This window comes from Aeromicrobium massiliense JC14 (assembly GCF_000312105.1).
Taxonomy (GTDB): domain Bacteria; phylum Actinomycetota; class Actinomycetes; order Propionibacteriales; family Nocardioidaceae; genus Aeromicrobium; species Aeromicrobium massiliense.
The window spans coordinates 1,141,278-1,162,246 of the sequence record NZ_HE978636.1 but is presented as its reverse complement, the minus strand read 5'-3'; the positions used below and the strand labels follow the sequence as shown (position 1 = coordinate 1,162,246).

Below are 20,969 nucleotides of genomic sequence, written 5' to 3'. Positions count from 1 at the left end.
TGACGCAGGTCGCACTACAGTGGGGCCAGGCCACCACACCCCGTGGCCGCACCACCGGCCGGCCCACCACCGCCGTCCGCGAACCGAGGAGCTCACCACCGTGACCGACCACCGCACCGACGACCTGCCCGTGTCCGCCTTCGGCGCGCCGCACGAGCAGGTCGTGTTCTGCCACGACGCCGACTCCGGCCTCAAGGCGATCATCGCCATCAGCTCGACCGCGCTGGGCCCCGCCCTCGGCGGCACGCGCTTCTACCCGTACGGCTCCGAGCAGGCCGCGCTCGCCGACGTCCTCGCGCTCAGCCAGGGCATGGCCTACAAGAACGCGCTCGCCGGCCTCGACCTGGGCGGCGGCAAGGCGGTCATCATCGGCGACCCGCGCCGCGACAAGTCCGAGGCGCTGCTGCGCGCGTACGGCCGGTTCGTCGACACCCTGGGCGGCCGCTACTTCACCGCCTGCGACGTCGGCACCTTCAGCCCCGACATGGACGTCATCGCCCGCGAGACGCGCTACGTCACCGGCCGCACCGTCGAGCACGGCGGTGCTGGCGACTCCTCGGTGCTCACCGCCTGGGGCGTCTTCCAGGGCATGCGCGCGAGCGCGCAGCACGTCTGGGGCGACACCTCGCTGGCCGGACGCCGCGTGGGCGTGGCCGGTGTGGGCAAGGTCGGTCGCCACCTCACCGGGCTGCTTGTCGAGGCGGACGCCCGCGTGGTCGTCACCGACGTCGACGCTGCCGCCGTCGAGCGGCTGCGCGAGACGTACCCGGGCATCGAGGTCGCGGAGTCCACCGACGCGCTCGTGCGCGACCAGCTCGACGTCTACGCGCCCTGCGCGCTCGGCGGAGCGCTCAGCGACGAGGTGGTGGACGTCCTGACCGCGCGCATCGTGTGCGGCGCCGCCAACAACCAGCTGGCGCACTCCGGCGTGGAGAAGCAGCTGGCCGACCGCGGCATCGTGTACGCGCCGGACTACTGCGTCAACGCCGGAGGCGTCATCCAGGTGGCCGACGAGCTCGAGGGCTTCGACTTCGACCGCGCCAAGTCACGCGCCACGGGCATCTTCGACACCACGCTGGACGTGCTGGAGACCGCGAAGGCGGAGGGTGTGCCGCCGTCGCAGGCTGCCGACCGACTGGCCGAGCAGCGGATGCGTCAGGTGGGACGACTGCGCTCGATCCTGCTGCCGTAGCAGCAGGATCGAGACGAGCAGACGGGCGAGGGCCCGGCTGGCCAGCTCAGCTGGCGGCCGGGTCCTCGCGCTGATGCACGAGGTCGACGTACTGGTCGGGGATCGGGTCACCCGACTCCCCGTGGAGCTCGCGCTGAAGATCGGTGAAGTCCGTGTCGAACGTTCGGTACTTCAGATCGCGAGCGACCTTGGTCTGTTTGGCTTTGGCTCGGCCGCGCCCCATGGGTCGACCCCCTCACAGAGAGATAGGCATCAATACGTCGTGGCACCCACCCTACCCAACGATGACGGGAAAGCACGAACCAGCCCCACGGATGTCACACCGGGGTGACTCGTGGTGCCTCAGGGACGTTCGACGGCCTAGCCGTGGGTGCCCGTGAGGGTGACCGTCCCGCCGTCTCCGTGCACGCCCGCGGCGGCGACGTCGCCGGCGATCCAGGCGTCGACACCGTGGTCGGCGAGCAGCCGGACGGCCGCGTCGGCGGCGTCGGGAGCGACCAGCGCGATCATGCCGACGCCGATGTTGAGCGCCTCCTCGAGGTCGGCCTGCGGCACCGAGCCCACCTGCTCGACGAGGTCGAAGATCGGCTGGCGGGTCCAGGTGCCGCGGTCGACGCGCACCGACACCGAGTCGGGCAGGACGCGCGCCAGGTTGGCGGCGAGCCCGCCGCCGGTGACGTGCGACATCGCGTGGACCTCGAGCTGGTCGGCCAGCGCCAGGCACGGCTTGGTGTACAGCCGCGTCGGGGTGAGCAGCTCGGCACCCAGGGTGCCGCCGAGCTCGGGCACCTCGCGGTCGAGCTGCCAGCCGGCCTGGTTGAGCAGGACGTGGCGCACCAGCGAGTAGCCGTTGGAGTGCAGGCCGGACGAGCGCATGGCGACCACGACGTCGCCGGGGCGGACGAGCTCGGCGCCCAGCAGGCGGTCGGCCTCGACCACGCCGGTGGTCGAGCCGGCGACGTCGTACTCGTCGACGCCCAGCAGACCGGGGTGCTCGGCCGTCTCGCCGCCGAGCAGCGCGGTGCCCGACTCGGCGCAGGCCATCGCGATGCCCTTGACGATGTCGGCGATGCGCTCTGGCACGACCTTGCCGGTGGCGATGTAGTCGGTGAGGAACAGCGGCTCGGCACCGCACACGACCAGGTCGTCGACGAGCATGCCGACCAGGTCGAACCCGATCGTGTCGTGGACGTCCATGGCCTGGGCGATGGCGACCTTGGTGCCGACGCCGTCGGCCGAGGTGGCCAGCAGCGGGCGGGAGTAGCGCTTGAGCGCGGAGGCGTCGAACAGGCCGGCGAAGCCGCCGATGCCGCCGACGACCTCGGGCCGGCGGGACTTCTCGACCCACTGCTTCATCAGCTCGACGGCGCGGTCGCCCTCGGCGACGGAGACGCCGGCGGCGGCGTAGCTGCTGGGGGACGTGGTCATGGCAGCACCTTCAGCTCGGGGTTCGGCGTGCGGTCCTCGAGCAGGTGCTTGCCGATCAGGTCGTCCTCGGGGAGCGGCACCGGGTAGATGCCGTCGAAGCAGGCGCGGCACAGGTCGTCCTTGGGGACCTCCGTGGCCTCGATGAGCTCGTCCAGCTCGACGTACGCGAGCGAGTCGGCACCGATCGAGCGGCAGATCTCCTCGGTCGAGGCGCCGTTGGCGATGAGCTCGGCGCGCGAGGCGAAGTCGATGCCGTAGAAGCAGGGCCACTTGACCGGCGGGCTGGAGATGCGCACGTGCACCTCGGCGGCGCCGGCCTCGCGCAGCATCCGCACGAGCGAGCGCTGGGTGTTGCCGCGGACGATCGAGTCGTCGACCACCACGAGCCGCTTGCCGGCGATGACGTCGCGCAGCGGGTTGAGCTTGAGCCGGATGCCCAGCTGGCGCAGCGTCTGCGAGGGCTGGATGAACGTGCGTCCGACGTAGGAGTTCTTCACCAGGCCGTGGCCGAACGGGATGCCGGACTCCTCGGCGTAGCCGATCGCCGACGGCGTGCCCGACTCCGGCACCGGGATGACCAGGTCGGCCTCGACCGGGTTGGAGCGGGCCAGGCGGCGGCCGATCTCCACCCGCACGGTGTGCACGCGGCGGTCGGAGATGCGGGTGTCGGGACGCGCGAGGTAGACGAACTCGAACAGGCAGCCCTTCGGCGCGGCGGGGGCGAACCGCTCGCTGCGCACGCCCGCGGCGTCGATGGCGATGAACTCGCCCGGCTCGACCTCGCGGATGTAGGAGGCGCCGACGATGTCGAGCGCGGCGGTCTCGCTGGCCACGACCCAGCCGCTCTCGAGCCGGCCGAGCACCAGCGGGCGGATGCCCTGCGGGTCACGGGCGGCGTAGAGCGTCCCTTCGTCCATGAAGACCAGGGAGAACGCGCCGCGGAGCATGGGCAGCACCTCGAAGGCGGCCTGCTCGACGGTGCGGTCGGGGTAGGACGACAGCAGCGAGGCCATGGCCCCGGTGTCGGACGTCTGCAGCTCACCCTGTCGGGCCGGGGTGCCGGTCTCGCGCTCGGCGAGGGTGGCGATCAGCTCGGCGGTGTTCGTGAGGTTGCCGTTGTGGGCCAGGGCGACCGAGCCGGTGGCGGTGGGCCGGAACGTCGGCTGGGCGTTCTGCCAGACGCTAGCGCCGGTGGTCGAGTAGCGCGAGTGGCCGATCGCGACGTCGCCGGTGAGCGACTCGAGCGTGGCCTCGTCGAACACCTGGGAGACCAGGCCCATGTCCTTGTAGACCAGGATCTGGCGGCCGTTGCTCACCGCGATGCCGGCGGACTCCTGGCCGCGGTGCTGCAGGGCGTAGAGCCCGAAGTAGGTCAGCTTGGCGACCTCCTCCCCCGGGGCCCAGACCCCGAAGACGCCGCAGGCGTCCTGGGGTCCACGGTCCTGAGGATCGAGGTCGTGCGTAAGGCGTCCGTCTCCGCGAGGCACCTCGCCAGTCTACGGGACGCCCGGCGGTGCCTCGACCACCCGCGATGCACCCGCGCTCGCCCTACGCTCCGGGTGATCTGGCTCACACCCTCAGGAGTCCACCATGGCCGTCCCGCCCGCCACCTTCGTCTTCGACCACCTGCGGCAGCGCGAGCAGGAGAAGCCGGACGCCCCGTGCTGGCTCTACGAGGGCCGCTCCTGGACCTGGGCCGAGGCCGCCGACGGTGCCCGGCGGTTGGCCGGGGCGCTGCGGGCGGCGGGGGTCGGGCGCGGCGGCACGGTGGCCTTCCTGGACAAGAACAACCCGGCGATCATGCAGACCACGTACGCCGCCGCGCTGCTCGGCGCCAAGCAGGCGATCGTCAACTGGCGCCTCGCCGGCGACGAGCTCGACTACGTCGTCAACGACAGCGGGGCCACGGTGCTGCTCGTCGGCCACGAGCTGCTCGACACCGTGAACCTGGTGCGCGACCGGCTGACGAACGTCGAGCGCGTGGTGGTGGTCGGCGGGCCCGACGACGAGTACGAGGCGCTGGTCGCGTCGGGCGAGCCGCTCGACCAGGACCCGGCCGTCACGCCTGACGACGTCGTCACCGTCATGTACAGCTCCGGCACGACCGGACGTCCCAAGGGCGTCATGCTCACCCAGCACAACCTCGTGCAGCACACCGCGCACGGCGGCGGCGACGTCGACTACGCCGACGACGACATGCTCATGGTCGCCATGCCGATGTTCCACGTCGGCGGCTCCTCGTACGCGTTCTTCGGGCCGGCCGCGGGCATCCCGGCCTACGTGGTGCGCGAGGTCGAGGGCGCCAAGCTGGCCGGCGCGGTCATGGCCGGCTGCACCCACGCGTTCCTCGTCCCAGCCGTCGTGGCCGGGCTCATCCAGGCCGGGCCGGAGGCGATGGCGCTGTTCAGCCGGCTCAAGGTGTTCAGCTACGGCGCCGCGCCGATGCCGCTGCCGGTGCTGCGGACGGCGCTCGAGGCCTGGCCGACGACCCACTTCATGCAGGTCTACGGCATGACCGAGATGTGCGGCGTGGCCACGATCCTGGACGACGCCGCCCACCGCGACGAGGCGCACCCCGAGCGGCTGGTCTCGGCCGGACGCCCGATCGAGGGGGTCGAGCTGCGCGTCGTCGACCCGGCCACCGGCCGCGACGTCGAGCCCGGCACGGCCGGCGAGCTGTGGTGGCGCACCGAGCAGTCCACCCCCGGCTACCTCGGACGTCCGGAGGCCACCGCCGAGCTGTTCGCCGACGACGGCTGGCTGCGGTCGGGCGACGTCGGCCGGGTCGACGACGGCGGCTTCGTGTTCATCGAGGACCGGATCAAGGACATGATCATCACCGGCGGCGAGAACGTGTACTCCCCCGAGGTGGAGCGGGTCCTGGCCGAGCACCCCGACGTGCTCGAGCTGGCGGTCATCGGCGTGCCGGACGACCGCTGGGGCGAGGCGGTCAAGGCCGTCGTCGTGCTCAAGGAGGGCTCGACGACGACCGCGGACGACCTGCGCGGCTTCGCCCGCGAGCGGCTCGCCCACTACAAGGTGCCGTCCAGCTTCGACGTGCTCGGCGAGCTGCCGCGCAACCCGTCGGGCAAGATCCTCAAGCGCGAGCTGCGCAAGCCGTACTGGAGCCAGGCGTCGCGCCAGGTCTGACCTGCGATAACTTTGCCACCGGCCGGCAGACCGTGTTTCCCTGGAGGGCATGGACACCTTCCATCGCCCGGCCACGCGCCGGCTCGGCCTGGCCGCCTCGCTCGCGCTCGTCGCGGGCCTGCTGGTCGCCCTCGCCGCGCCGGCCGGTGCCGCCAGCCCGAAGACCCCCGGCCGCTTCACCGGCTTCGCCTTCGACACCTGCGTGGCGCCGTCGAACCAGGTGATGGACGCCTGGCGCATGACGTCACCGTTCTCGGTCGTCGGCATCTACACGTCCGGCCGCGCCCGGGCCTGCCCCGAGAGCGCGCAGCCGAACCTGAGCCCCGCGTGGGTGAAGCGCCAGGCCGACCGCGGATGGCGCTTCCTGCCGATCCACGTCGGCTACCAGGCGCCGTGCTTCAGCGGCAAGAAGTCGCGGATGTCCTCCGACGTCCGCACCGCCCGCCAGCAGGCGCGCGTCGACGCCGACGAGGCCGCGGCCGCCGCGCGCCGCTACGGCTTCGGGGCCAAGAACGTCCTGTACCTGGACATCGAGTACTACAACCGCGGCAACCGGGCCTGCAACGAGGCGACGCTGCAGTTCATCGACGCCTGGAACGAGCGGGTCGCCAAGCGCGGCTACCGCGCCGGTCTCTACTCCAGCGGCGCCGCGGCGATCATGTCGGTCGACGAGGCCCGGCGCACCAAGCGCAAGGGCTTCACCCAGCCCTACCACCTGTGGATGGCGTGGGAGAACGGCCGGGCCGACGTCTCGGGCGGCAAGTACCTGGCGGACGCCGGCTGGAAGGGCCGCCGGATCCACCAGTACGACCTGGACACCAAGGCCTCGTACGGCGGCGCGACGGTCAACATCGACCGCAACTTCCTGCAGACCGGGGGCGGCTCGCGAGCCACCCGCGCCAAGAAGGCGTGCGGCGTGCCCCTGAACCAGTCGCGCTACAAGTCGCTGCGCAAGGGCAACCGCAACACGCAGGTGAAGCTGCTCCGCTGCCTGCTGCGCCGCGAGGGGCTGGTGAAGTCGGTGAGCAGCAGCTACTCGTCGGCCACCGCCCGGGCCGTGAACACGTACCGCCGCTCGAAGGGCTGGTCGGCCAACGGTCGCGTCAGCAGCACCGTGTGGGCCGCCCTGCTCGCCGAGGGCTCGACCGGCGGCGTGCTCAAGTACGGCTCCACCGGCGAGAAGGTCTGGCGGGCCCAGCGCGCGCTCAAGGCGGGAGGCGCGAACGTCAGCGTCAACGGGTTCTTCGACGCCCGCACCGCCGTGGCGGTCAAGCGCTACCGGCAGAAGAACGGCCTGCCGGGCTACCAGACGCTGGAGGCCTCGGTCTGGCGCAAGCTGCAGGCCGGCCGCCGGTCCTGACCCGGCCCGGCCCACGACGGCCGTCCCACCTCCGGGTGGGGCGGCCGTCGTCGTGTCAGGACGACAGCGGCAGGTACGGCGACAGGTCGGAGCGCTCGCCGGAGGCCGAGACCTTCGCGTCGGCCCAGGCCAGCCGGCCACGCGCCAGCGCGATCCAGGTGTCAGCGTCCATCTCGACGACCGCCGGCGGCGTGCCGCGCGTGTGCCGGGCACCCTCGATGCACTGGACGGCCGCGAACGGGGGCACGCGCACCTCGACGCTGCGGCCCGGCGCCCGCTCGGCCAGCAGCGCGAGCAGGTGCTTGACGATCGCCTTGAGCTCGGCGCGGTCGGCCTCGCCGGCGTCGAGCCGCGCGAGCAGCGCCGACGCCTCCTCGGGCGGGAGCGGGACGAGCCGGCGGGCCATCAGCCCTGGACGGCGGTGGTGCCGATGGCGCCGGGGATCGTGTGGCCGAGCACCGCGGGCAGGGTCGCGCGCCAGCGCTGCTCGAGCTCGGCGGCCGGGACGCTGAACGACCCGGCGACCTCGAGCGCGTCGCCGCCGGTGCGTCCGATGGACGACACGACGACGCCGTGCTGCTCGGCCAGCGTCATGAACGCCTCATGCTGGTCCTCGCGGACGGTGACGACGGCGCGCGAGGCGGACTCGCTGAACAGGTCGACGAACGGGTCGTCGAGCTCGACGTGCGCGCCGACGCCGTTCCGGATGACCGACTCGGCCAGCGCGATCGCCAGGCCGCCGTCGGACAGGTCGTGCGCGGACGTCAGCAGGCCGGCGTCGATGGCCGCACGCAGCAGCGCGCCGAGGGCCTTCTCGGCCTGCAGGTCGACCGCCGGGGGCATGCCGCCCAGGTGGTCGTGGACGACGCCGGCCCACGCGGAGCCGGAGAGCTCCTCGCGGGTCTCGCCGAGCAGCAGCACGTGCTCGTCGGCACCGGTGAAGCCGCTGCGCACGCGGCGGCGGACATCGTCCACCACGCCGAGCACGCCGACGACCGGCGTCGGCAGGATCGCGACGTCGCCGGTCTGGTTGTAGAACGACACGTTGCCGCCGGTGACCGGGATGCCGAGCTCGGCGCAGCCGTCCTTCAGGCCGTGCGTGGCCTGCTCGAACTGCCACATGACGGCCGGGTCCTCGGGCGAGCCGAAGTTCAGGCAGTCGGTGACGGCCAGCGGCTCGCCGCCGGTGACCGCGACGTTGCGGTACGCCTCGGCCAGCGCGAGCTGGGCGCCGGCGTACGGGTCGAGCTTGGCGAAGCGGCCGTTGCAGTCGGTGGCCACGGCGACGCCGAGGTTGGTCTCGGGGTCGATGCGCACCACGCCGCCGTCGTCGGGCTGCGACATGACGGTGTTGCCCTGCACGTAGCGGTCGTACTGGTCGGTGACCCACGACTTGTCGGCCTGGTTCGGCGAGGCGAGCACGTCGAGCAGCTGCTCGCGCAGCGCGTCGCCGCTGGCCGGACGGGCCAGCGCCTCGGCCGCGTCGGCCTGCAGGGCGTCCTGCCAGTCCGGACGGGCGTAGGGACGCTCGTAGGTGGGACCGTCGTGCGCGACCGAGCGCGGCGGCACGTCGACGACGGTCTCGCCGTGCCAGTCGATGACCAGGCGGCCGGTGTCGGTGACCTCGCCGACCACGACGGCCTCGACGTCCCACTTCTCGCAGATCGCCATGAAGCCGTCCAGGTGCGCGGGCTCGACGACGGCCATCATGCGCTCCTGGCTCTCGCTCATGAGGATCTCCTCGGGCGAGAGGCTGGAGTCGCGCAGCGGCACGGTGTCGAGCTCGACGTGCATGCCGCCGTCGCCGGCGCTGGCCAGCTCGGACGTGGCGCACGACAGGCCGGCGCCGCCGAGGTCCTGGATGCCGTTGACGACGCCCGCGCGGAACAGCTCGAGCGTGCACTCGATGAGCAGCTTCTCCATGAACGGGTCGCCGACCTGGACGCTCGGGCGCTTGGCCGGGCCGTCGGCGTCGAACGTCTCCGAGGCGAGCACCGAGACGCCGCCGATGCCGTCGCCGCCGGTGCGGGCGCCGTAGAGGACGACCTTGTTGCCGACGCCGGTGGCGTGGGCGAGGTGCAGGTCCTCGTGGCGCAGCACGCCGACGCACAGCGCGTTCACCAGCGGGTTGCCCAGGTAGGTCTCGTCGAAGACGACCTCGCCGCCGATGTTGGGCAGGCCGAGGCAGTTGCCGTAGCCCCCGACGCCGGCCACGATGCCGGGCAGCACGCGGGCGGTGTCCTCCGCGTCCAGCGGGCCGAAGCGCAGCGGGTCCATGACGGCGACCGGGCGGGCGCCCATCGCGAGGATGTCGCGGACGATGCCGCCGACGCCGGTGGCCGCGCCCTGGTAGGGCTCGACGTAGGACGGGTGGTTGTGCGACTCGACCTTGAAGGTGACCGCGTAGCCCTGGCCGATGTCGATGACGCCGGCGTTCTCGCCGATGCCGGCCAGGGTGCGTCCGCGCGGCGTCTCCTGGGACAGCTCGCCGAACTTCTTCAGGTGCACCTTGGAGGACTTGTACGAGCAGTGCTCGCTCCACATCACCGAGTACATGGCCAGCTCCGCGCCCGTGGGGCGGCGGCCGAGGATCTCGCGGATGCGGTCGTACTCGTCGGCCTTGAGGCCCAGCTCGGACCACGGGAGCTCGCGCTCGGGGGTGCCGGTGGCGACCTCGACGGTGTCGAGCTGGCGGGTGGTGGGCGCGGCGGCGTCGGTCACGCCGAGAATCCTACCCGCGCCGTCCGCGGGCCCGACCGGCGCGAGTGTCGGTCCGGCCGGGCAGGCTGTCACCCGTGAGTGGCACGCGCACGTACGAGTTCGAGAGCACCGTGTGGAAGGTCGACGACCCGGGCACGTGGTTCTTCACCACGCTGCCGTTCGACCTGTCCGACGAGATCGAGGAGCGTCACCGCGACAGCGCGGCCGGCTTCGGCTCGCTGAAGGTGCGGGTCCGGGTCGGGGCGACGTCCTGGACGACGTCGCTGTTCCCCTCCAAGCAGGCCGAGGCGTACGTCCTGCCGGTGAAGAAGGCGGTGCGCGAGGCCGAGCAGCTGCACGACGGCTCGCCCGTCCAGGTCACCGTGGAGGTGCTGTAGCCGCTAGGGCCCTTCGACCGGCTCAGGGGGCCGGTCAGGCCGTGGGGGCGGGGGCGAGCAGGTCGATCGCGAAGCCGTAGCCGGCGATGCCCGCTCCGGCGATGACCGCCTTCGCGATGCCCGAGACGTACGAGTGGTGCCGGAACTCCTCGCGGGCGTGGACGTTCGACACGTGCACCTCGACCACCGGCAGCGCGACACCGCTCAGCGCGTCGCGCAGCACGACCGAGGTGTGGGTCAGGCCGCCGGGGTTGACGACGATGCCGTCGCAGTCCTCCCGGGCGGCGTGGATCGCATCGATCAGGACGCCCTCGTGGTTGCTCTGGACGAACCGGACCTCGGCGCCGTGGGCGGACGCACGCTCGGTGCACAGCGCCTCGACGTCGGCCAGCGTCGCGCGGCCGTAGACGTCCGGCTCACGGGTGCCGAGCAGGTTGAGGTTCGGACCGTTGACGATCAGCAGGCGGCGGGACACGCCCGTCAGCCTAGCGTCCGCCCGCGGCCCGCCGGCCGGTCACGACGCGGCGGGCCGGGACGCTCAGCGCCAGGCGCCGCGGGTGTACTGCGGCGGGTACGGCGCCTCGGCCGCCGGGACGCCGAGCTCGTGGGCGGCGCGCAGCGGCCAGTGCGGCTCGCGCAGCGCGGCCCGGGCGAGCAGGACGACGTCCGCCGACCCCTCGAGCAGGATCTTCTCGGCCTGCGCGGGGTCGGTGATGAGGCCGACCGCGCCCGCCGGGACGTCCGCCTCGTGCACCGAGCGGGCGAACGGCACCTGGTAGCCGGGCCCGACGCTGATCTTCTGCCGTGCGTCCAGGCCGCCGGTGGAGACGTCGACGAAGTCGGCCCCGAGCTCGTGCAGGGCCTTGGACAGCTCCACGGTCTGGTCCTCGTCCCAGCCGCCCTCGACCCAGTCGGTCGCCGACAGCCGCACCATGAGCGGCTTGTCCTGCGGCCAGACGGCGCGCACGGCGGCGACGACGTCGCGGACGACGCGCGTGCGGTTCTCGAACGAGCCGCCGTACTCGTCGGTGCGCTCGTTCGACAGCGGGCTGAGGAACTGGTGCAGCAGGTACCCGTGGGCGGCGTGGATCTCGACCGTCTCGAAGCCCGCGCGCAGGGCCCGCTCGGCCCCGTCGGCGAACGCCTGCGGCAGCGCGGCGACCTCCTCGGCGGTCAGGGCGCGGGGCTCGGCGTACCCGGTGAACGCCTGGGCGCTCGGGGCGACGGTCGGCCAGCCGCCCTCGCTCTCGGGCACGGTGCCCTCGCCGTCGTGGAACGGCGCGTAGGTGGACGCCTTGCGGCCCGCGTGCGCGAGTTGCATGCCGGGCACGGCGCCCTGGGCGCGGACGAAGTCGGCGATGCGGCGCCACGCCTCGACCTGCTCGTCGTTCCAGATGCCGGTGTCCTGGGGGCTGATGCGGCCCTCGGGCACGACGGCGGTCGCCTCGGTGAGCACGAGGCCGAAGCCGCCGCGGGCGAACGAGCCGAGGTGCGCCAGGTGCCAGTCGGTCGGGACGCCGTCCTGGGCGTCGACGCTGTACTGGCACATCGGCGCGAGCCAGATGCGGTTGCGGAACGTGGTGCCGCGCAGGGTCAGCGGCTCGAAGAGCTGGGTCACGCCTGGTGCCAACGGTCGCCCCGGCCGACTTGTTCCACGGGTCTTGTCGCCGGCGCCCGATCGTGCCTATATTCAACGCATGATGAATAACTCGGTCGAGATCGTCGGGCTCCGCGTCGTGCGGGGCGGACGGACCGTGCTGCCCGGCCTGGACCTGGAGGTCCCGGCCGGACAGGTCGTCGGCCTGCTGGGACCCAGCGGCTGCGGCAAGACGACGCTCATCCGGTCGATCGCGGGCGTCCAGCGCGTGGAGTCCGGCCGCGTCACGGTGCTCGGCGAGCCGGCCGGGTCCGCCACCAACCGCCGCCACGTCGGGTACGTGACCCAGGCGGCGTCGGTCTACCCGGACCTCACCGTCGCGCAGAACCTGGCGTACTTCGCCGCCCTCGCCGGCACCGGCCGCGCGGCCGCCGAGCGGGCGCTCGCGGAGGTCGACCTCGGCGACCACCGGTCGTCCCTCGTCGGCGCCCTGTCCGGCGGCCAGCGGACGCGGGTCTCGCTCGCCGCCGCCCTGCTGGGCGACCCGCGGCTGCTGCTGCTCGACGAGCCCACCGTCGGGCTCGACCCGGTGCTGCGGCGCGACCTGTGGCAGCTGTTCGGACGCCTGGCCGCGGAGGGACGCACCCTGCTCGTCTCCAGCCACGTCATGGACGAGGCGGACCGCTGCGACCGCGTGCTGCTGATGCGCGAGGGCCGGCTGGTCGCCGACGACACCCCGGACGGGCTGCGGACGCGGGCCGGCACCCCGGACCTGGAGCAGGCCTTCCTGACCATCGCCGAGCAGGGGGCCGCGGCATGACCCGCACCCTGGCCACCGCCCGCCGCGTGCTGCAGCAGCTGTCGCACGATCGGCGCAGCGTCGTGCTCGTCGTCGCGCTGCCCTCGCTGCTGCTGGCCATCTTCCGCTACGTGTACGACGACTCCCCCGCCGTGTTCGACCGCGTGGGGCCGCAGATGCTCGGACTCTTCCCGTTCGTGGTCATGTTCCTGCTGACGTCCGTGACGATGGTGCGCGAGCGCACGTCCGGCACGCTGGAACGGCTGCTCACGACGCCGCTGCGCAAGGGCGAGCTGGTCGCCGGATACGCCCTCGCGCTCGGCCTCGCCGCGGTCGTGCAGGCCCTGGTCGCCACGGCGGTCGGCCTGTGGCTGCTCGACCTGGACGCCGAGCGGCCCGGCGCGATGGCCCTGCTCGCCGTCGTCGACGGCGTGCTGGGCACCGCGCTCGGCCTGCTCATGTCGGCGTTCGCGGTGACCGAGTTCCAGGCCGTCCAGTTCATGCCGCTCGTCGTCGTCCCGCAGATCCTGCTCTGCGGCCTGCTGCAGCCGCGCGACCAGATGCCGCGGGCGCTCGAGCTCGTCTCCGACGTCCTGCCGATGAGCTACGCCACCGACGCGTTCTCGCTGCTCGCCGTCGGCGGCACCCTGGACGCCGAGCTGGCCACCGACGTGGCCGTCCTCGTGGGCTGCTGCGTCGCCGCCCTGGCCCTGGCCGGCGTCAGCATGCGCCGGCGGACCGCGTGACCACCCGACCCGGCCGCGGCCGGCCCAAGGCGTCCGACGGCGCCGACCGCCGGGCCGCGCTCGTGGACGCGGCGCGGCGGCTGTTCGCGGAGCGCGGCTTCGCCGGCACCTCGCTGCGGGCCGTCGCCCGCGAGGTGGGCGTGGACCCGGCCCTGGTGAGCCACTACTTCGGCGACAAGCAGGGCCTGCTGGTCGCCACCATGGCGCTGCCGGTCGACCCCGCCGCCCGGATCCGCGAGGTGCTGGCCGGCGGGCCCGCCGGGCTCGGCGAGCGGCTCGTCCGCACGTTCACCGAGACCTGGGACCCGCACGAGGACGTCATCGCGGCGTTGCTGCGCACGGCGATGACCGGCGACACCGAGCGCGCTCCCGCCCTGCAGCTGGCCCGCGACGTCCTGGTCGTGGGGGTCCGTGAGCAGCTCGACGGTGCGGACGCCGACGGGCGCGCCGCCCTGGTCGCCGCCCAGGTCGTGGGCCTGGCGGTCACGCGGTACGTCGCGCGGCTGCCGCACGTCCGCGACCTGGCACCGGCCGAGCTGGCCCGGGTCTACGGGCCGGCGGTGCAGACGCTCGTCGACGGGCGATGAGCTAGGCCAGCCGCTCGGCGAGCGACAAGGCGTCGTACGGCGCGTGCACCTTCATGTCGTTGTCGAAGTAGACGTAGACGTCCGTGCCCTGCTCGGTCCAGCCGCGCACCAGCGCGGCCCACTCGTCGAGCGCGCGCGGCGAGTAGCCGCTCGCGTACAGCTCCTCGTCGCCGTGCAGCCGGACGTACGCGAAGTCGCTGGTGACCTCCCGGATCAGCGGCCACTTGCCCGCCGTGTCGGCGACGACGAGGCCGACGTCGTGGGCGCGCAGCAGCTCCAGGAACGCCGGGTCGTGGAAGCTGTCGTCGCGGACCTCGAGGCAGTGCCGCACCGGGACGTCCACCTCGCACTCGGTGACCGCGCGACCGTCCACGCGGGCGTCGTGCCTGGTGGCGAGCGCCGCGGCCTCGCCCGTCGTGCGCGGCAGCAGCGCGAAGAAGGACGTCAGCCGCTCCGGCTCGAAGCGCAGGCGCGGCGGCAACTGCCAGAGCACGGGCCCCATCTGCGGCCCGAGCGCGAGCACGCCGGACGCGAAGAAGTTGGCCAGCGGCGTCTCGACGTCGGCCAGCTTCTTCATGTGGGTGATGAACCGGCCGCCCTTGACCGCGAACACGAAGTCGTCCGGCACCTCGGCCCGCCAGCGGCGGAAGCTCTCGGGCCGCTGCAGCGAGTAGAACGTGCCGTTGATCTCGACCGTGCGCATGCGCTCGCCGACGTACTTGAGCTCGTCGGCCTGGCGCAGCCCCTTGGGGTAGAAGTCGCCGCGCCAGCCGGCGTAGCGCCAGCCGCTGATGCCGATGCGCGCCGTGCCGGCCATCGTCAGAAGGTGCCCGCCGCGGTGCCGACCAGGGCCAGCAGCAGGACGACCGCGGACACCGGCACCATCCACAGCGCGGCGAACGTGCCGGTGATGGTCGTGCCCAGGCGGGGCGGGACGAAGTAGCGGGCACGCGGCAGGTCACTCACCCCGTCGACCCAGCGGACCGGCATGCTCGCGCCGCGCCAGGCGCCCTGGAGCCGCGAGAACACCCGCCAGCCGCCGCCCCCGGCGAGCTGGGTCAGGACGCCGCGCGTCTCCTCGACCCGCTCGGTGAGGTTGATCGCCACGGCCAGCTCGGTGGCCAGCGCGGCCGGCTGGTTCACCGCGTCGAGGATGCGCTTGCGGCGCAGCGCGAAGAACCCGGTGACGCCGAGCATGAGCAGCGCGACCACGACGCCGACCCAACGCGCGGTGCCGTCCCAGGTGAGGGAGAGCAGCAGCGTGGCCAGCTCGAGCGGCAGCGGGACGACGACCAGCGCCAGCGAGGGGATGCGGAGCAGGCGGATGGTGGGAGCCAGCACCTGCACGACGCGCGCCGCCGCCTCCTGGGTGCCGCCGTCGACCCGGCCCGCCGCGGCCCGGACGTACTCGTTGGCGCGCTGGCCGGTCCCTCGCATCCTCATGCCGCCAGCCTAGGAGGGACGCCCACGGGCCGCCCGTCGCCGGACAGGCGCTAGGCGCCGCGCGGGGCGTACATGATCACCGCGACGCCCACCAGGCAGACGAGCGCGCCGGTCACGTCGAAGCGGTCCGGCCGGAAGCCGTCCACGACCATGCCCCACAGCAGCGACCCGGCCACGAAGACGCCGCCGTAGGCAGCCAGGATGCGACCGAAGCTCGCGTCGGGCTGCAGCGTCGCGACGAAGCCGTAGAGACCGAGGGCGACCACGCCGGCCCCGGCCCACAGCCAGCCGCGGTGCTCGCGGACGCCCTGCCAGACGAGCCAGGCGCCACCGATCTCGGCCAGGGCGGCGACGGCGAACAGGATCAACGACTTCGCGACGGTCATGCGCCGATCGTGGCAGACCGGGCACCGGCCACCGGAAGCCGCGCACTGTGATCCTCGCCAGGATTCCGCGGAAAAGGGCCCGGGCCCGTAGGATCTGCCCCTGACAAGGAGGTCGCATGCTCGAGCTGGCCGTCGCGGTGCTCGCGACCGGCGTCGCCGCTGTGCTGCTCGTCGTCCTCCTCGCCGGGGACGACAAGCGCCGCCAGCAGGCTGCCGGCCCCCAGGCGACCCCACCCACCCCCTCCCCCGCGCCGTCCGACGACCCGCACCTGCGCCGCCGCGAGCTGGTCGTCGCGCAGCGCGAGCTCGAGACGCTGCTGCGCGCCGGAGCCGAGCTGCTGCTGCCGACCGGCAACCGCGACGAGTACGTCGTCGTCACCGCCGTCCGCACGTCGGCCCACGGGCAGTCCGGCCTGGCCGTGCCCGACGGGCTCGCCCGCTCCGTCGCCGACGTCTCCCCCGCGCTCCGTGGCGCGTACGAGTCCATGCCCACCACCGTCCGGCTGGTGGTGCTCGACTCCCTCGAGGCCACCGGCGTGGCCACCGCGACGACCGTGGCGAAGACCCGCGGTCGGGTGCTCGGTGTCATCACCCGGGACGGACGCATCGCCAGCGTCCCCCAGCTCGGCGAGATCGGCTCCGGCACCGGCGCGAGCCGCGACGCGGCGTACGTCCTGAGCTCGCTGTCGCTGCTCGTCGAGATGACGGGGCTGGAGCAGAAGCTGGGCGACCTGGTCGACGTCACGACCTGGATGCCGCACCCGGCACAGGCCGAGCTGCGCGAGTCCGTGCGCAACCACCTGGGCATCATCGAGCGGGTCTACGAGCCGGTCCGCGGTCTCGCCCACCTGCCCGACGGCACCTGGGGACTGCTGGCCCCGCACCTGGACCAGGCCGTGCAGGACCAGGAGGCCGCCCGGGCCGACGTCGAGGAGCTCGTCGCCCAGGGGGCCGAGGACTCGCCGTTCTGGGCCGAGCCGAACCCCGAGCGGGTCGAGCTGCTGCTGCAGGACCTCGCCTCGGCGATGGAGACGCTGCGCGCGGCCGACCGCGTCGTGCTCCAGGTGCTCGTCGTCCGGCTGTGGCACCACGCGCTGGAGAACCGCGAGCTGGTCGGCGTCCTGCGCGACCAGGCCCGTCGCGAGCTCGCCGAGCAGCGCGCTCGCGAGGACGCCGCCCACGCCGTGCTCGCCCGGCTGCTCGAGCACGTCGCCGAGCAGCCCGACGTCACCTCGACCTTCCCGTGGCTGGGCCGCGAGAGCGAGGACGCGCAGGCCGCCGCGACGGTCGAGGCCGCCGAGCAGGTGCTGAGCCACCGCGAGCAGATCGGGCAGTGGCTCGCCTCGCGCGCACCGCTCGACGTCCCGCAGCCCGACACCGACGAGGACGACCCGCGCCGGTGAGCGCCTGGGTGGTCGCGGGCTCGGTCGCCGCGTCGCTCCTGCTGGTGTGGCTCGTCCTGGTCGTCGCGCTGCTCGTGGCCGCCCGCCGCGAGCCCGACCGTGCCGGCCTGCTGGACGTCCTGCGGCTCGTGCCCGACGTGGTGCGGCTGCTGCGCCGGCTGGCCGCCGACCCTCAGCTTCCGCGCGGCGTGCGGGTGCGCCTGGGCCTGGCCGTCGGCTACCTGCTCGTGCCGCTCGACCTCGTGCCGGACGTGCTGCCGGTCGTCGGCCTGCTGGACGACGCGCTCGTCGTCGCGCTCGTGCTGCGGTCGGTGGTGCGGGCCGCCGGCCCGGACGCGCTGGACCGGCACTGGCCGGGGACACCCGCCGGGCTCGACGCCGTGCGGCGCGTGACCCGCTTGCGTCCGCCTACTTGAGGAACTTCGACGTGCGCCGGTCGGCGAGCAGCTTGCCGCCGGTCTGGCAGGTCGGGCAGTACTGCAGCGAGGAGTCGGCGAACGACACCTCGCGGACGGTGTCGCCGCACACCGGGCACGCCTCGCCGGCGCGACCATGGACGCGCATGCGGGTGCGCTTGTCGTCCTTCAGCTCGGACGCCGGCTTGCCCGCCGCCTCCTGCAGCGCCTCGGTGAGGACGTCGTGCAGCGCGGTCTGCAGCCGGTCGAGCTGCTCGTCGTCGAGCGTGTCGGCGATCTGGAACGGCGACAGCCGGGCGGCGTGCAGGATCTCGTCGCTGTAGGCGTTGCCGATGCCGGCGACGACCTTCTGGTCGCGCAGCAGCCGCTTGACCTGCATGCGGCGCCCGCGCACGAGCGGGCGCACGTCGAAGCCGGGCTCCAGCGGGTCGGGCCCGAGCGCGGCGATCGCCGGCACGTCGTGCGGGTCGCGGACCACGTACATGGCCAGGCCCTTGCGGGTGCCGGCCTCGGTGACGTCGAAGCCGACGTGCGGGCCGTCGCCGGCGTCGAGCCGCAGGCGGGCGGCGATCGGGCCACCCAGCTTGAGCCGCTTGTCGGCGAGCTGGTCGGACCAGCGCAGCCAGCCGGCCTTCGCCAGGTGGACGACGACGTGGAGCCCGTCGACGTCGAGGTCGATCATCTTGCCGTGGCGCGCGACGCCGACGACCTGCAGGCCGGACAGCGCCGAGGCTGGCGGGTCGAAGGTCTTGAGCACCGAGAACGAGGCGAGCTCGAGCTCGGCGACGACGGCCCCCACGGCGCGCTCGCGCAGGAAGCCGACGAGGGCGTCCACCTCGGGCAGCTCAGGCATGCCGAGAGTCTGGCACCGACCGGGGACGACGTCACGGGGAACACCGCTCCCGGTGTCGGTTTCCCTGGGGCCCCAGGGAAACCGACAGACCCCCGGGATGCTTCGCCGGGGTGTGGCGGGATGCCCGGGACCTGGCGTTCAGCGCGTGGCGGCGGTCTCGCGCCAGCGGCCGTAGACCACGAACAGGGCGAACAGCACGGCCCCCGGGACGAGCAGGAACAGCGACAGCCCGGCGACGAGCTCGCCGCCGGCGACCGGGAGCGGCTCGTGCGCCTGGGTGCCGGCCGTCGGCTCGGACGTCCACCCCTCCAGCGCGAAGACTCCGGCGAGCAGGGCGACCAGGACGAGCAGCACCAGCAGCGTCCGCGCGAGCGCCTGACGCACGACCATGGACGGACTCCTTCGACGACGGGACGGGCGACCGCAGCCTAGGCCGCCGGCCCCCGTCCGCGGAGCCGAACGGTCATCGCGGACCGTGTGACTCCCATGACGTCCGGGACACGCACGAGCCCGCCGCCCCGAGGGGACGGCGGGCTCGTGCGTGCGGGGGCTCCCAGCGCAAGCTCAGGGAGCGGGTGCGCAAGCTCAGGGAGTGGGTGCGCCGCTCAGGGAGCGAGCGCGTTGCTCAGCGCTGCGGGGTGCGCGAGCGGTTGCCGCCCCCGCCGTTGCCCGAGCGGTTGCCGCCCGCGCTGCCGCTGGGGCGACGACGACGGTTGCGGTTGCCGCCGCCACCGGGACGGCCGCCGCCCTGGCCCTGGCGGGCCGGACGTCCGCCGGTCGGCTGGTGCTGACCCTGCGGCTCGTCCTTGGGCAGCTCGCCGCTGGTCGACAGCGCCTGCGCCGTCATCGGACGCGGGGCGTTCGCCGCGGTGTGGCGACGTGCGGCCACGCCGGCCTTGCGCTGCAGCGCGAGGGTGTCGCGCAGGTCCTCGGGCATCGTCATCGTGACGACGGTGCCGGACTCGCCGGCGCGGGCGGTGCGGCCCGAGCGGTGCGTGAACGCCTTGTGCTCGGCCGGCACGTCGAAGTGGACGACCAGGCGGACGTCGTCGACGTGGATGCCGCGCGCGGCGACGTCGGTGGCGACGATCGCGCTGGCCTGGCCGGCGCTGAACTTGGCCAGGTTCCGCTCGCGACGGTTCTGCGCGAGGTCGCCGTGCATGTCGACGGCCTCGATGCCGGCGGTCGTCAGCTGCTTGGCCAGACGGGTCGCGCCGCGCTTGGTGCGGGTGAAGACGATCGCGCGCGGGTTGGCCTCGACCAGGGCACGGATGACCTCGAGCCGGTTCTCCCGCGGGGTGACCATCAGGTGGTGGTCCATCGTGCCGGCGTCGGAGTCGTCGGACTCGATCTCGTGCAGGACGTGCTGGGGCAGGTGCCGGCGCACGAGCCGGTCGACGTCGCCGTCGAGCGTGGCCGAGAGCAGCAGGCGCTGGCCGTCGGACGGCGTCATCGCCAGCAGGCGGTCGATCGGCTTGTAGAAGCCCAGGTCGCACAGGTGGTCGGCCTCGTCGAGGGCGGTCACCTCGATGCGGTCCAGGGTGACGGCGCGACGCTCGATCAGGTCGCCGAGGCGGCCCGGGGTGGCGACGACGAGGTCGACGCCCGAGCGCAGACGCTGGATCTGGCGCTCGATCGACGTGCCGCCGTAGACGGTCGCCATGCGCAGGCCCAGGGCCTCGGCGACCGGGTCGAGCGCGTCGCGCACCTGCGTGGCGAGCTCGCGGGTCGGCAGCAGGATCAGGCCACGCGGGGCCTTCGGGCGGCGCTCGCCACCGGCGAGGGCGGCCAGGACGGGCAGGCCGAACGCGAGCGTCTTGCCCGAGCCGGTCTTGGCCCGGCCGAGCACGTTGCGGCCGGCGAGCGCGTCGGGCAGGACGGCCGCCTGGATGGGCGTGGGGGTCTCGATGCCCTTGCGCGCCAGCGTGGCGACGACGGGCTTCGGCAGACCGAGGGTGGAGAAGGACGGCAGCGCAGGGCTGCCCACAGGATGGGTCATGTACTCACAGACTCGTGAAGACGCCCGTTCGTCCAGACCGCGCGGGAGTGCGCATCATCGACGGGCTTTGGTGGGGGTGCGAGCCGCAGCCGGAACGGGGGCTCAACGGGTCGAGCCTAGCAGGCGGGTGGCTGGCGGGCGGAATCGTCAGCTGAGCAGGTCGGCGTACTCGGGGTTGCGGTCGATGTAGTCGGCCACGTACGAGCAGGCGGGGACGACCTTCTTGCCCTCGCTGCGCGCGTCGTCCAGGGCGACCTTGACGACCTCGCCGGCGACGCCCTGGCCGCGGAACTGCGGGGACGTCACCGTGTGCGGGAACATCCGCACGTCCGCCTGGTCGACGTAGTCGGCGAAGCCCGCCACCTGGTCGTCCACGACCATCTCGTAGCGGGACTGCTCCTCGTTGCGTCGCACCTGTCGGCTCATGCCAGGCACAACGCCCGGGGACGGCGGCGACATTCCCGGACGTCCGTCCGGGCGGCCCCGGGTCTCGCCGAACCCGCTCCCGCGGC

At 73.5% G+C, this 20,969-nt stretch carries 23 protein-coding genes; 9 read left to right on the top strand and 14 right to left on the bottom strand.

Going from position 1 to position 20,969, the window contains the following annotated elements; all coding sequences use genetic code 11:
* Nucleotides 1–100: 100 nt before the first annotated feature.
* Nucleotides 101–1,192, top strand: a complete 1,092-nt coding sequence (locus HGAM_RS05880) for a Glu/Leu/Phe/Val dehydrogenase dimerization domain-containing protein (RefSeq protein ID WP_019144550.1) — start codon at nucleotides 101–103, stop codon at nucleotides 1,190–1,192.
* 46 nt (nucleotides 1,193–1,238) lie between these two features.
* Here the strand turns inward: HGAM_RS05880 and HGAM_RS20015 are convergent, their stop codons facing one another.
* The 3 genes from HGAM_RS20015 to purF form a co-directional block, all read right to left on the bottom strand.
* Complete coding sequence (locus tag HGAM_RS20015) at nucleotides 1,239–1,415, bottom strand: DUF3073 domain-containing protein (RefSeq protein WP_019144549.1); 177 nt, start codon at nucleotides 1,413–1,415, stop codon at nucleotides 1,239–1,241.
* A 137-nt stretch (nucleotides 1,416–1,552) separates the two neighbouring features.
* A complete protein-coding gene (gene purM, locus HGAM_RS05870; protein ID WP_019144548.1) occupies nucleotides 1,553–2,620 on the bottom strand; it encodes a phosphoribosylformylglycinamidine cyclo-ligase in 1,068 nt (355 codons plus the stop codon).
* On the bottom strand, nucleotides 2,617–4,107 hold the full coding sequence (gene purF, locus HGAM_RS17975) for an amidophosphoribosyltransferase (protein ID WP_019144547.1): 1,491 nt from the start codon (nucleotides 4,105–4,107) through the stop codon (nucleotides 2,617–2,619). The genes purM and purF overlap by 4 nt, the downstream gene beginning before the upstream one ends.
* Nucleotides 4,108–4,210: 103 nt before the next feature.
* On the opposite strand from purF, the gene HGAM_RS05860 reads away from it, so the two are divergent.
* On the top strand, nucleotides 4,211–5,770 hold the full coding sequence (locus tag HGAM_RS05860; RefSeq protein ID WP_019144546.1) for a long-chain-fatty-acid--CoA ligase: 1,560 nt from the start codon (nucleotides 4,211–4,213) through the stop codon (nucleotides 5,768–5,770).
* Nucleotides 5,771–5,819: 49 nt separating this feature from the next.
* Complete coding sequence (locus HGAM_RS17970; protein WP_019144545.1) at nucleotides 5,820–7,130, top strand: glycoside hydrolase domain-containing protein; 1,311 nt, start codon at nucleotides 5,820–5,822, stop codon at nucleotides 7,128–7,130.
* A 55-nt stretch (nucleotides 7,131–7,185) separates the two neighbouring features.
* Here HGAM_RS17970 and HGAM_RS05850 read toward each other — a convergent pair whose 3' ends face one another.
* Together HGAM_RS05850 and purL are read right to left on the bottom strand one after the other, a co-directional pair.
* Nucleotides 7,186–7,536 carry a sterol carrier family protein gene (locus HGAM_RS05850; RefSeq protein WP_019144544.1) on the bottom strand — a complete coding sequence of 117 codons (351 nt, stop codon included), beginning with the start codon at nucleotides 7,534–7,536 and terminating at the stop codon, nucleotides 7,186–7,188.
* Entirely contained in the window at nucleotides 7,536–9,851 is a 2,316-nt protein-coding gene (gene purL, locus HGAM_RS17965) for a phosphoribosylformylglycinamidine synthase subunit PurL (protein ID WP_019144543.1), read from the bottom strand. Before purL ends, HGAM_RS05850 begins: the two co-directional genes overlap by 1 nt.
* Nucleotides 9,852–9,925: 74 nt before the next feature.
* On the opposite strand from purL, the gene HGAM_RS05840 reads away from it, so the two are divergent.
* Nucleotides 9,926–10,228: a DUF1905 domain-containing protein gene (locus tag HGAM_RS05840; RefSeq protein WP_019144542.1), complete on the top strand. Its 303-nt coding sequence runs from the start codon at nucleotides 9,926–9,928 to the stop codon at nucleotides 10,226–10,228.
* Between the two features lie 34 nt (nucleotides 10,229–10,262).
* On the opposite strand, the gene aroQ is transcribed toward HGAM_RS05840, so the two are convergent.
* Nucleotides 10,263–10,703, bottom strand: coding sequence for a type II 3-dehydroquinate dehydratase (gene aroQ, locus HGAM_RS05835; protein WP_019144541.1), 441 nt, complete (start codon nucleotides 10,701–10,703; stop codon nucleotides 10,263–10,265).
* A 63-nt stretch (nucleotides 10,704–10,766) separates the two neighbouring features.
* Nucleotides 10,767–11,846, bottom strand: a complete 1,080-nt coding sequence (locus tag HGAM_RS05830; RefSeq protein WP_019144540.1) for an NADH:flavin oxidoreductase/NADH oxidase — start codon at nucleotides 11,844–11,846, stop codon at nucleotides 10,767–10,769.
* 79 nt (nucleotides 11,847–11,925) lie between these two features.
* Here HGAM_RS05830 and HGAM_RS05825 point away from each other — a divergent pair, with 79 nt between their 5' ends.
* From HGAM_RS05825 to HGAM_RS20565, 3 genes are read left to right on the top strand one after another with little or no spacing between them, the layout of a single operon-like run.
* Nucleotides 11,926–12,645 (top strand): ABC transporter ATP-binding protein, encoded by a 720-nt coding sequence (locus HGAM_RS05825; RefSeq protein WP_019144539.1) that lies wholly within the window; start codon nucleotides 11,926–11,928, stop codon nucleotides 12,643–12,645.
* Nucleotides 12,642–13,370: an ABC transporter permease gene (locus HGAM_RS05820; protein ID WP_019144538.1), complete on the top strand. Its 729-nt coding sequence runs from the start codon at nucleotides 12,642–12,644 to the stop codon at nucleotides 13,368–13,370. The genes HGAM_RS05825 and HGAM_RS05820 overlap by 4 nt, the downstream gene beginning before the upstream one ends.
* The gene (locus tag HGAM_RS20565) at nucleotides 13,367–13,957 is read left to right on the top strand and encodes a TetR/AcrR family transcriptional regulator (RefSeq protein ID WP_019144537.1); all 591 of its coding nucleotides are present in this window, start codon (nucleotides 13,367–13,369) and stop codon (nucleotides 13,955–13,957) included. Before HGAM_RS05820 ends, HGAM_RS20565 begins: the two co-directional genes overlap by 4 nt.
* Nucleotide 13,958: 1 nt before the next feature.
* Here HGAM_RS20565 and HGAM_RS05810 read toward each other — a convergent pair whose 3' ends face one another.
* The 3 genes from HGAM_RS05810 to HGAM_RS05800 are packed head-to-tail and all read right to left on the bottom strand — an operon-like array spanning nucleotide 13,959 to nucleotide 15,786.
* On the bottom strand, nucleotides 13,959–14,774 hold the full coding sequence (locus HGAM_RS05810; RefSeq protein ID WP_019144536.1) for a DUF72 domain-containing protein: 816 nt from the start codon (nucleotides 14,772–14,774) through the stop codon (nucleotides 13,959–13,961).
* 2 nt (nucleotides 14,775–14,776) lie between these two features.
* The gene (locus HGAM_RS05805) at nucleotides 14,777–15,400 is read right to left on the bottom strand and encodes a hypothetical protein (RefSeq protein WP_019144535.1); all 624 of its coding nucleotides are present in this window, start codon (nucleotides 15,398–15,400) and stop codon (nucleotides 14,777–14,779) included.
* 50 nt (nucleotides 15,401–15,450) lie between these two features.
* Nucleotides 15,451–15,786, bottom strand: a complete 336-nt coding sequence (locus HGAM_RS05800; protein ID WP_019144534.1) for a YnfA family protein — start codon at nucleotides 15,784–15,786, stop codon at nucleotides 15,451–15,453.
* Nucleotides 15,787–15,902: 116 nt separating this feature from the next.
* On the opposite strand from HGAM_RS05800, the gene HGAM_RS05795 reads away from it, so the two are divergent.
* Together HGAM_RS05795 and HGAM_RS05790 are read left to right on the top strand one after the other, a co-directional pair.
* On the top strand, nucleotides 15,903–17,189 hold the full coding sequence (locus HGAM_RS05795) for a hypothetical protein (protein WP_019144533.1): 1,287 nt from the start codon (nucleotides 15,903–15,905) through the stop codon (nucleotides 17,187–17,189).
* On the top strand, nucleotides 17,186–17,605 hold the full coding sequence (locus HGAM_RS05790) for a YkvA family protein (protein WP_019144532.1): 420 nt from the start codon (nucleotides 17,186–17,188) through the stop codon (nucleotides 17,603–17,605). The genes HGAM_RS05795 and HGAM_RS05790 overlap by 4 nt, the downstream gene beginning before the upstream one ends.
* Here HGAM_RS05790 and HGAM_RS05785 read toward each other — a convergent pair.
* From HGAM_RS05785 to HGAM_RS05770, 4 genes are all read right to left on the bottom strand, one after another.
* Nucleotides 17,598–18,458, bottom strand: a complete 861-nt coding sequence (locus HGAM_RS05785) for an Fpg/Nei family DNA glycosylase (protein ID WP_019144531.1) — start codon at nucleotides 18,456–18,458, stop codon at nucleotides 17,598–17,600. The two genes, HGAM_RS05790 and HGAM_RS05785, sit on opposite strands and share 8 nt — an antisense overlap.
* Nucleotides 18,459–18,596: 138 nt before the next feature.
* Nucleotides 18,597–18,848, bottom strand: a complete 252-nt coding sequence (locus tag HGAM_RS05780) for a hypothetical protein (protein ID WP_019144530.1) — start codon at nucleotides 18,846–18,848, stop codon at nucleotides 18,597–18,599.
* 235 nt (nucleotides 18,849–19,083) lie between these two features.
* Entirely contained in the window at nucleotides 19,084–20,457 is a 1,374-nt protein-coding gene (locus HGAM_RS05775; RefSeq protein ID WP_020693403.1) for a DEAD/DEAH box helicase, read from the bottom strand.
* 147 nt (nucleotides 20,458–20,604) lie between these two features.
* Nucleotides 20,605–20,871 (bottom strand): GNAT family N-acetyltransferase, encoded by a 267-nt coding sequence (locus HGAM_RS05770; protein ID WP_019144528.1) that lies wholly within the window; start codon nucleotides 20,869–20,871, stop codon nucleotides 20,605–20,607.
* Between the last annotated feature and the right edge of the window lie 98 nt (nucleotides 20,872–20,969).

What these genes read in the sequence shown, in the direction of transcription:
- HGAM_RS20015 (WP_019144549.1), bottom strand. Translation starts at nt 1,415, where the DNA reads ATGGGGCGCGGCCGAGCCAAAGCCAAACAGACCAAGGTCGCTCGCGAT.
- purM (WP_019144548.1), bottom strand. Translation starts at nt 2,620, where the DNA reads ATGACCACGTCCCCCAGCAGCTACGCCGCCGCCGGCGTCTCCGTCGCC.
- HGAM_RS05860 (WP_019144546.1), top strand. Translation starts at nt 4,211, where the DNA reads ATGGCCGTCCCGCCCGCCACCTTCGTCTTCGACCACCTGCGGCAGCGC.
- HGAM_RS17970 (WP_019144545.1), top strand. Translation starts at nt 5,820, where the DNA reads ATGGACACCTTCCATCGCCCGGCCACGCGCCGGCTCGGCCTGGCCGCC.
- HGAM_RS05850 (WP_019144544.1), bottom strand. Translation starts at nt 7,536, where the DNA reads ATGGCCCGCCGGCTCGTCCCGCTCCCGCCCGAGGAGGCGTCGGCGCTG.
- HGAM_RS05825 (WP_019144539.1), top strand. Translation starts at nt 11,926, where the DNA reads ATGATGAATAACTCGGTCGAGATCGTCGGGCTCCGCGTCGTGCGGGGC.
- HGAM_RS05820 (WP_019144538.1), top strand. Translation starts at nt 12,642, where the DNA reads ATGACCCGCACCCTGGCCACCGCCCGCCGCGTGCTGCAGCAGCTGTCG.
- HGAM_RS05810 (WP_019144536.1), bottom strand. Translation starts at nt 14,774, where the DNA reads ATGGCCGGCACGGCGCGCATCGGCATCAGCGGCTGGCGCTACGCCGGC.
- HGAM_RS05805 (WP_019144535.1), bottom strand. Translation starts at nt 15,400, where the DNA reads ATGAGGATGCGAGGGACCGGCCAGCGCGCCAACGAGTACGTCCGGGCC.
- HGAM_RS05800 (WP_019144534.1), bottom strand. Translation starts at nt 15,786, where the DNA reads ATGACCGTCGCGAAGTCGTTGATCCTGTTCGCCGTCGCCGCCCTGGCC.
- HGAM_RS05795 (WP_019144533.1), top strand. Translation starts at nt 15,903, where the DNA reads ATGCTCGAGCTGGCCGTCGCGGTGCTCGCGACCGGCGTCGCCGCTGTG.
- HGAM_RS05785 (WP_019144531.1), bottom strand. Translation starts at nt 18,458, where the DNA reads ATGCCTGAGCTGCCCGAGGTGGACGCCCTCGTCGGCTTCCTGCGCGAG.
- HGAM_RS05780 (WP_019144530.1), bottom strand. Translation starts at nt 18,848, where the DNA reads ATGGTCGTGCGTCAGGCGCTCGCGCGGACGCTGCTGGTGCTGCTCGTC.
- HGAM_RS05775 (WP_020693403.1), bottom strand. Translation starts at nt 20,457, where the DNA reads ATGACCCATCCTGTGGGCAGCCCTGCGCTGCCGTCCTTCTCCACCCTC.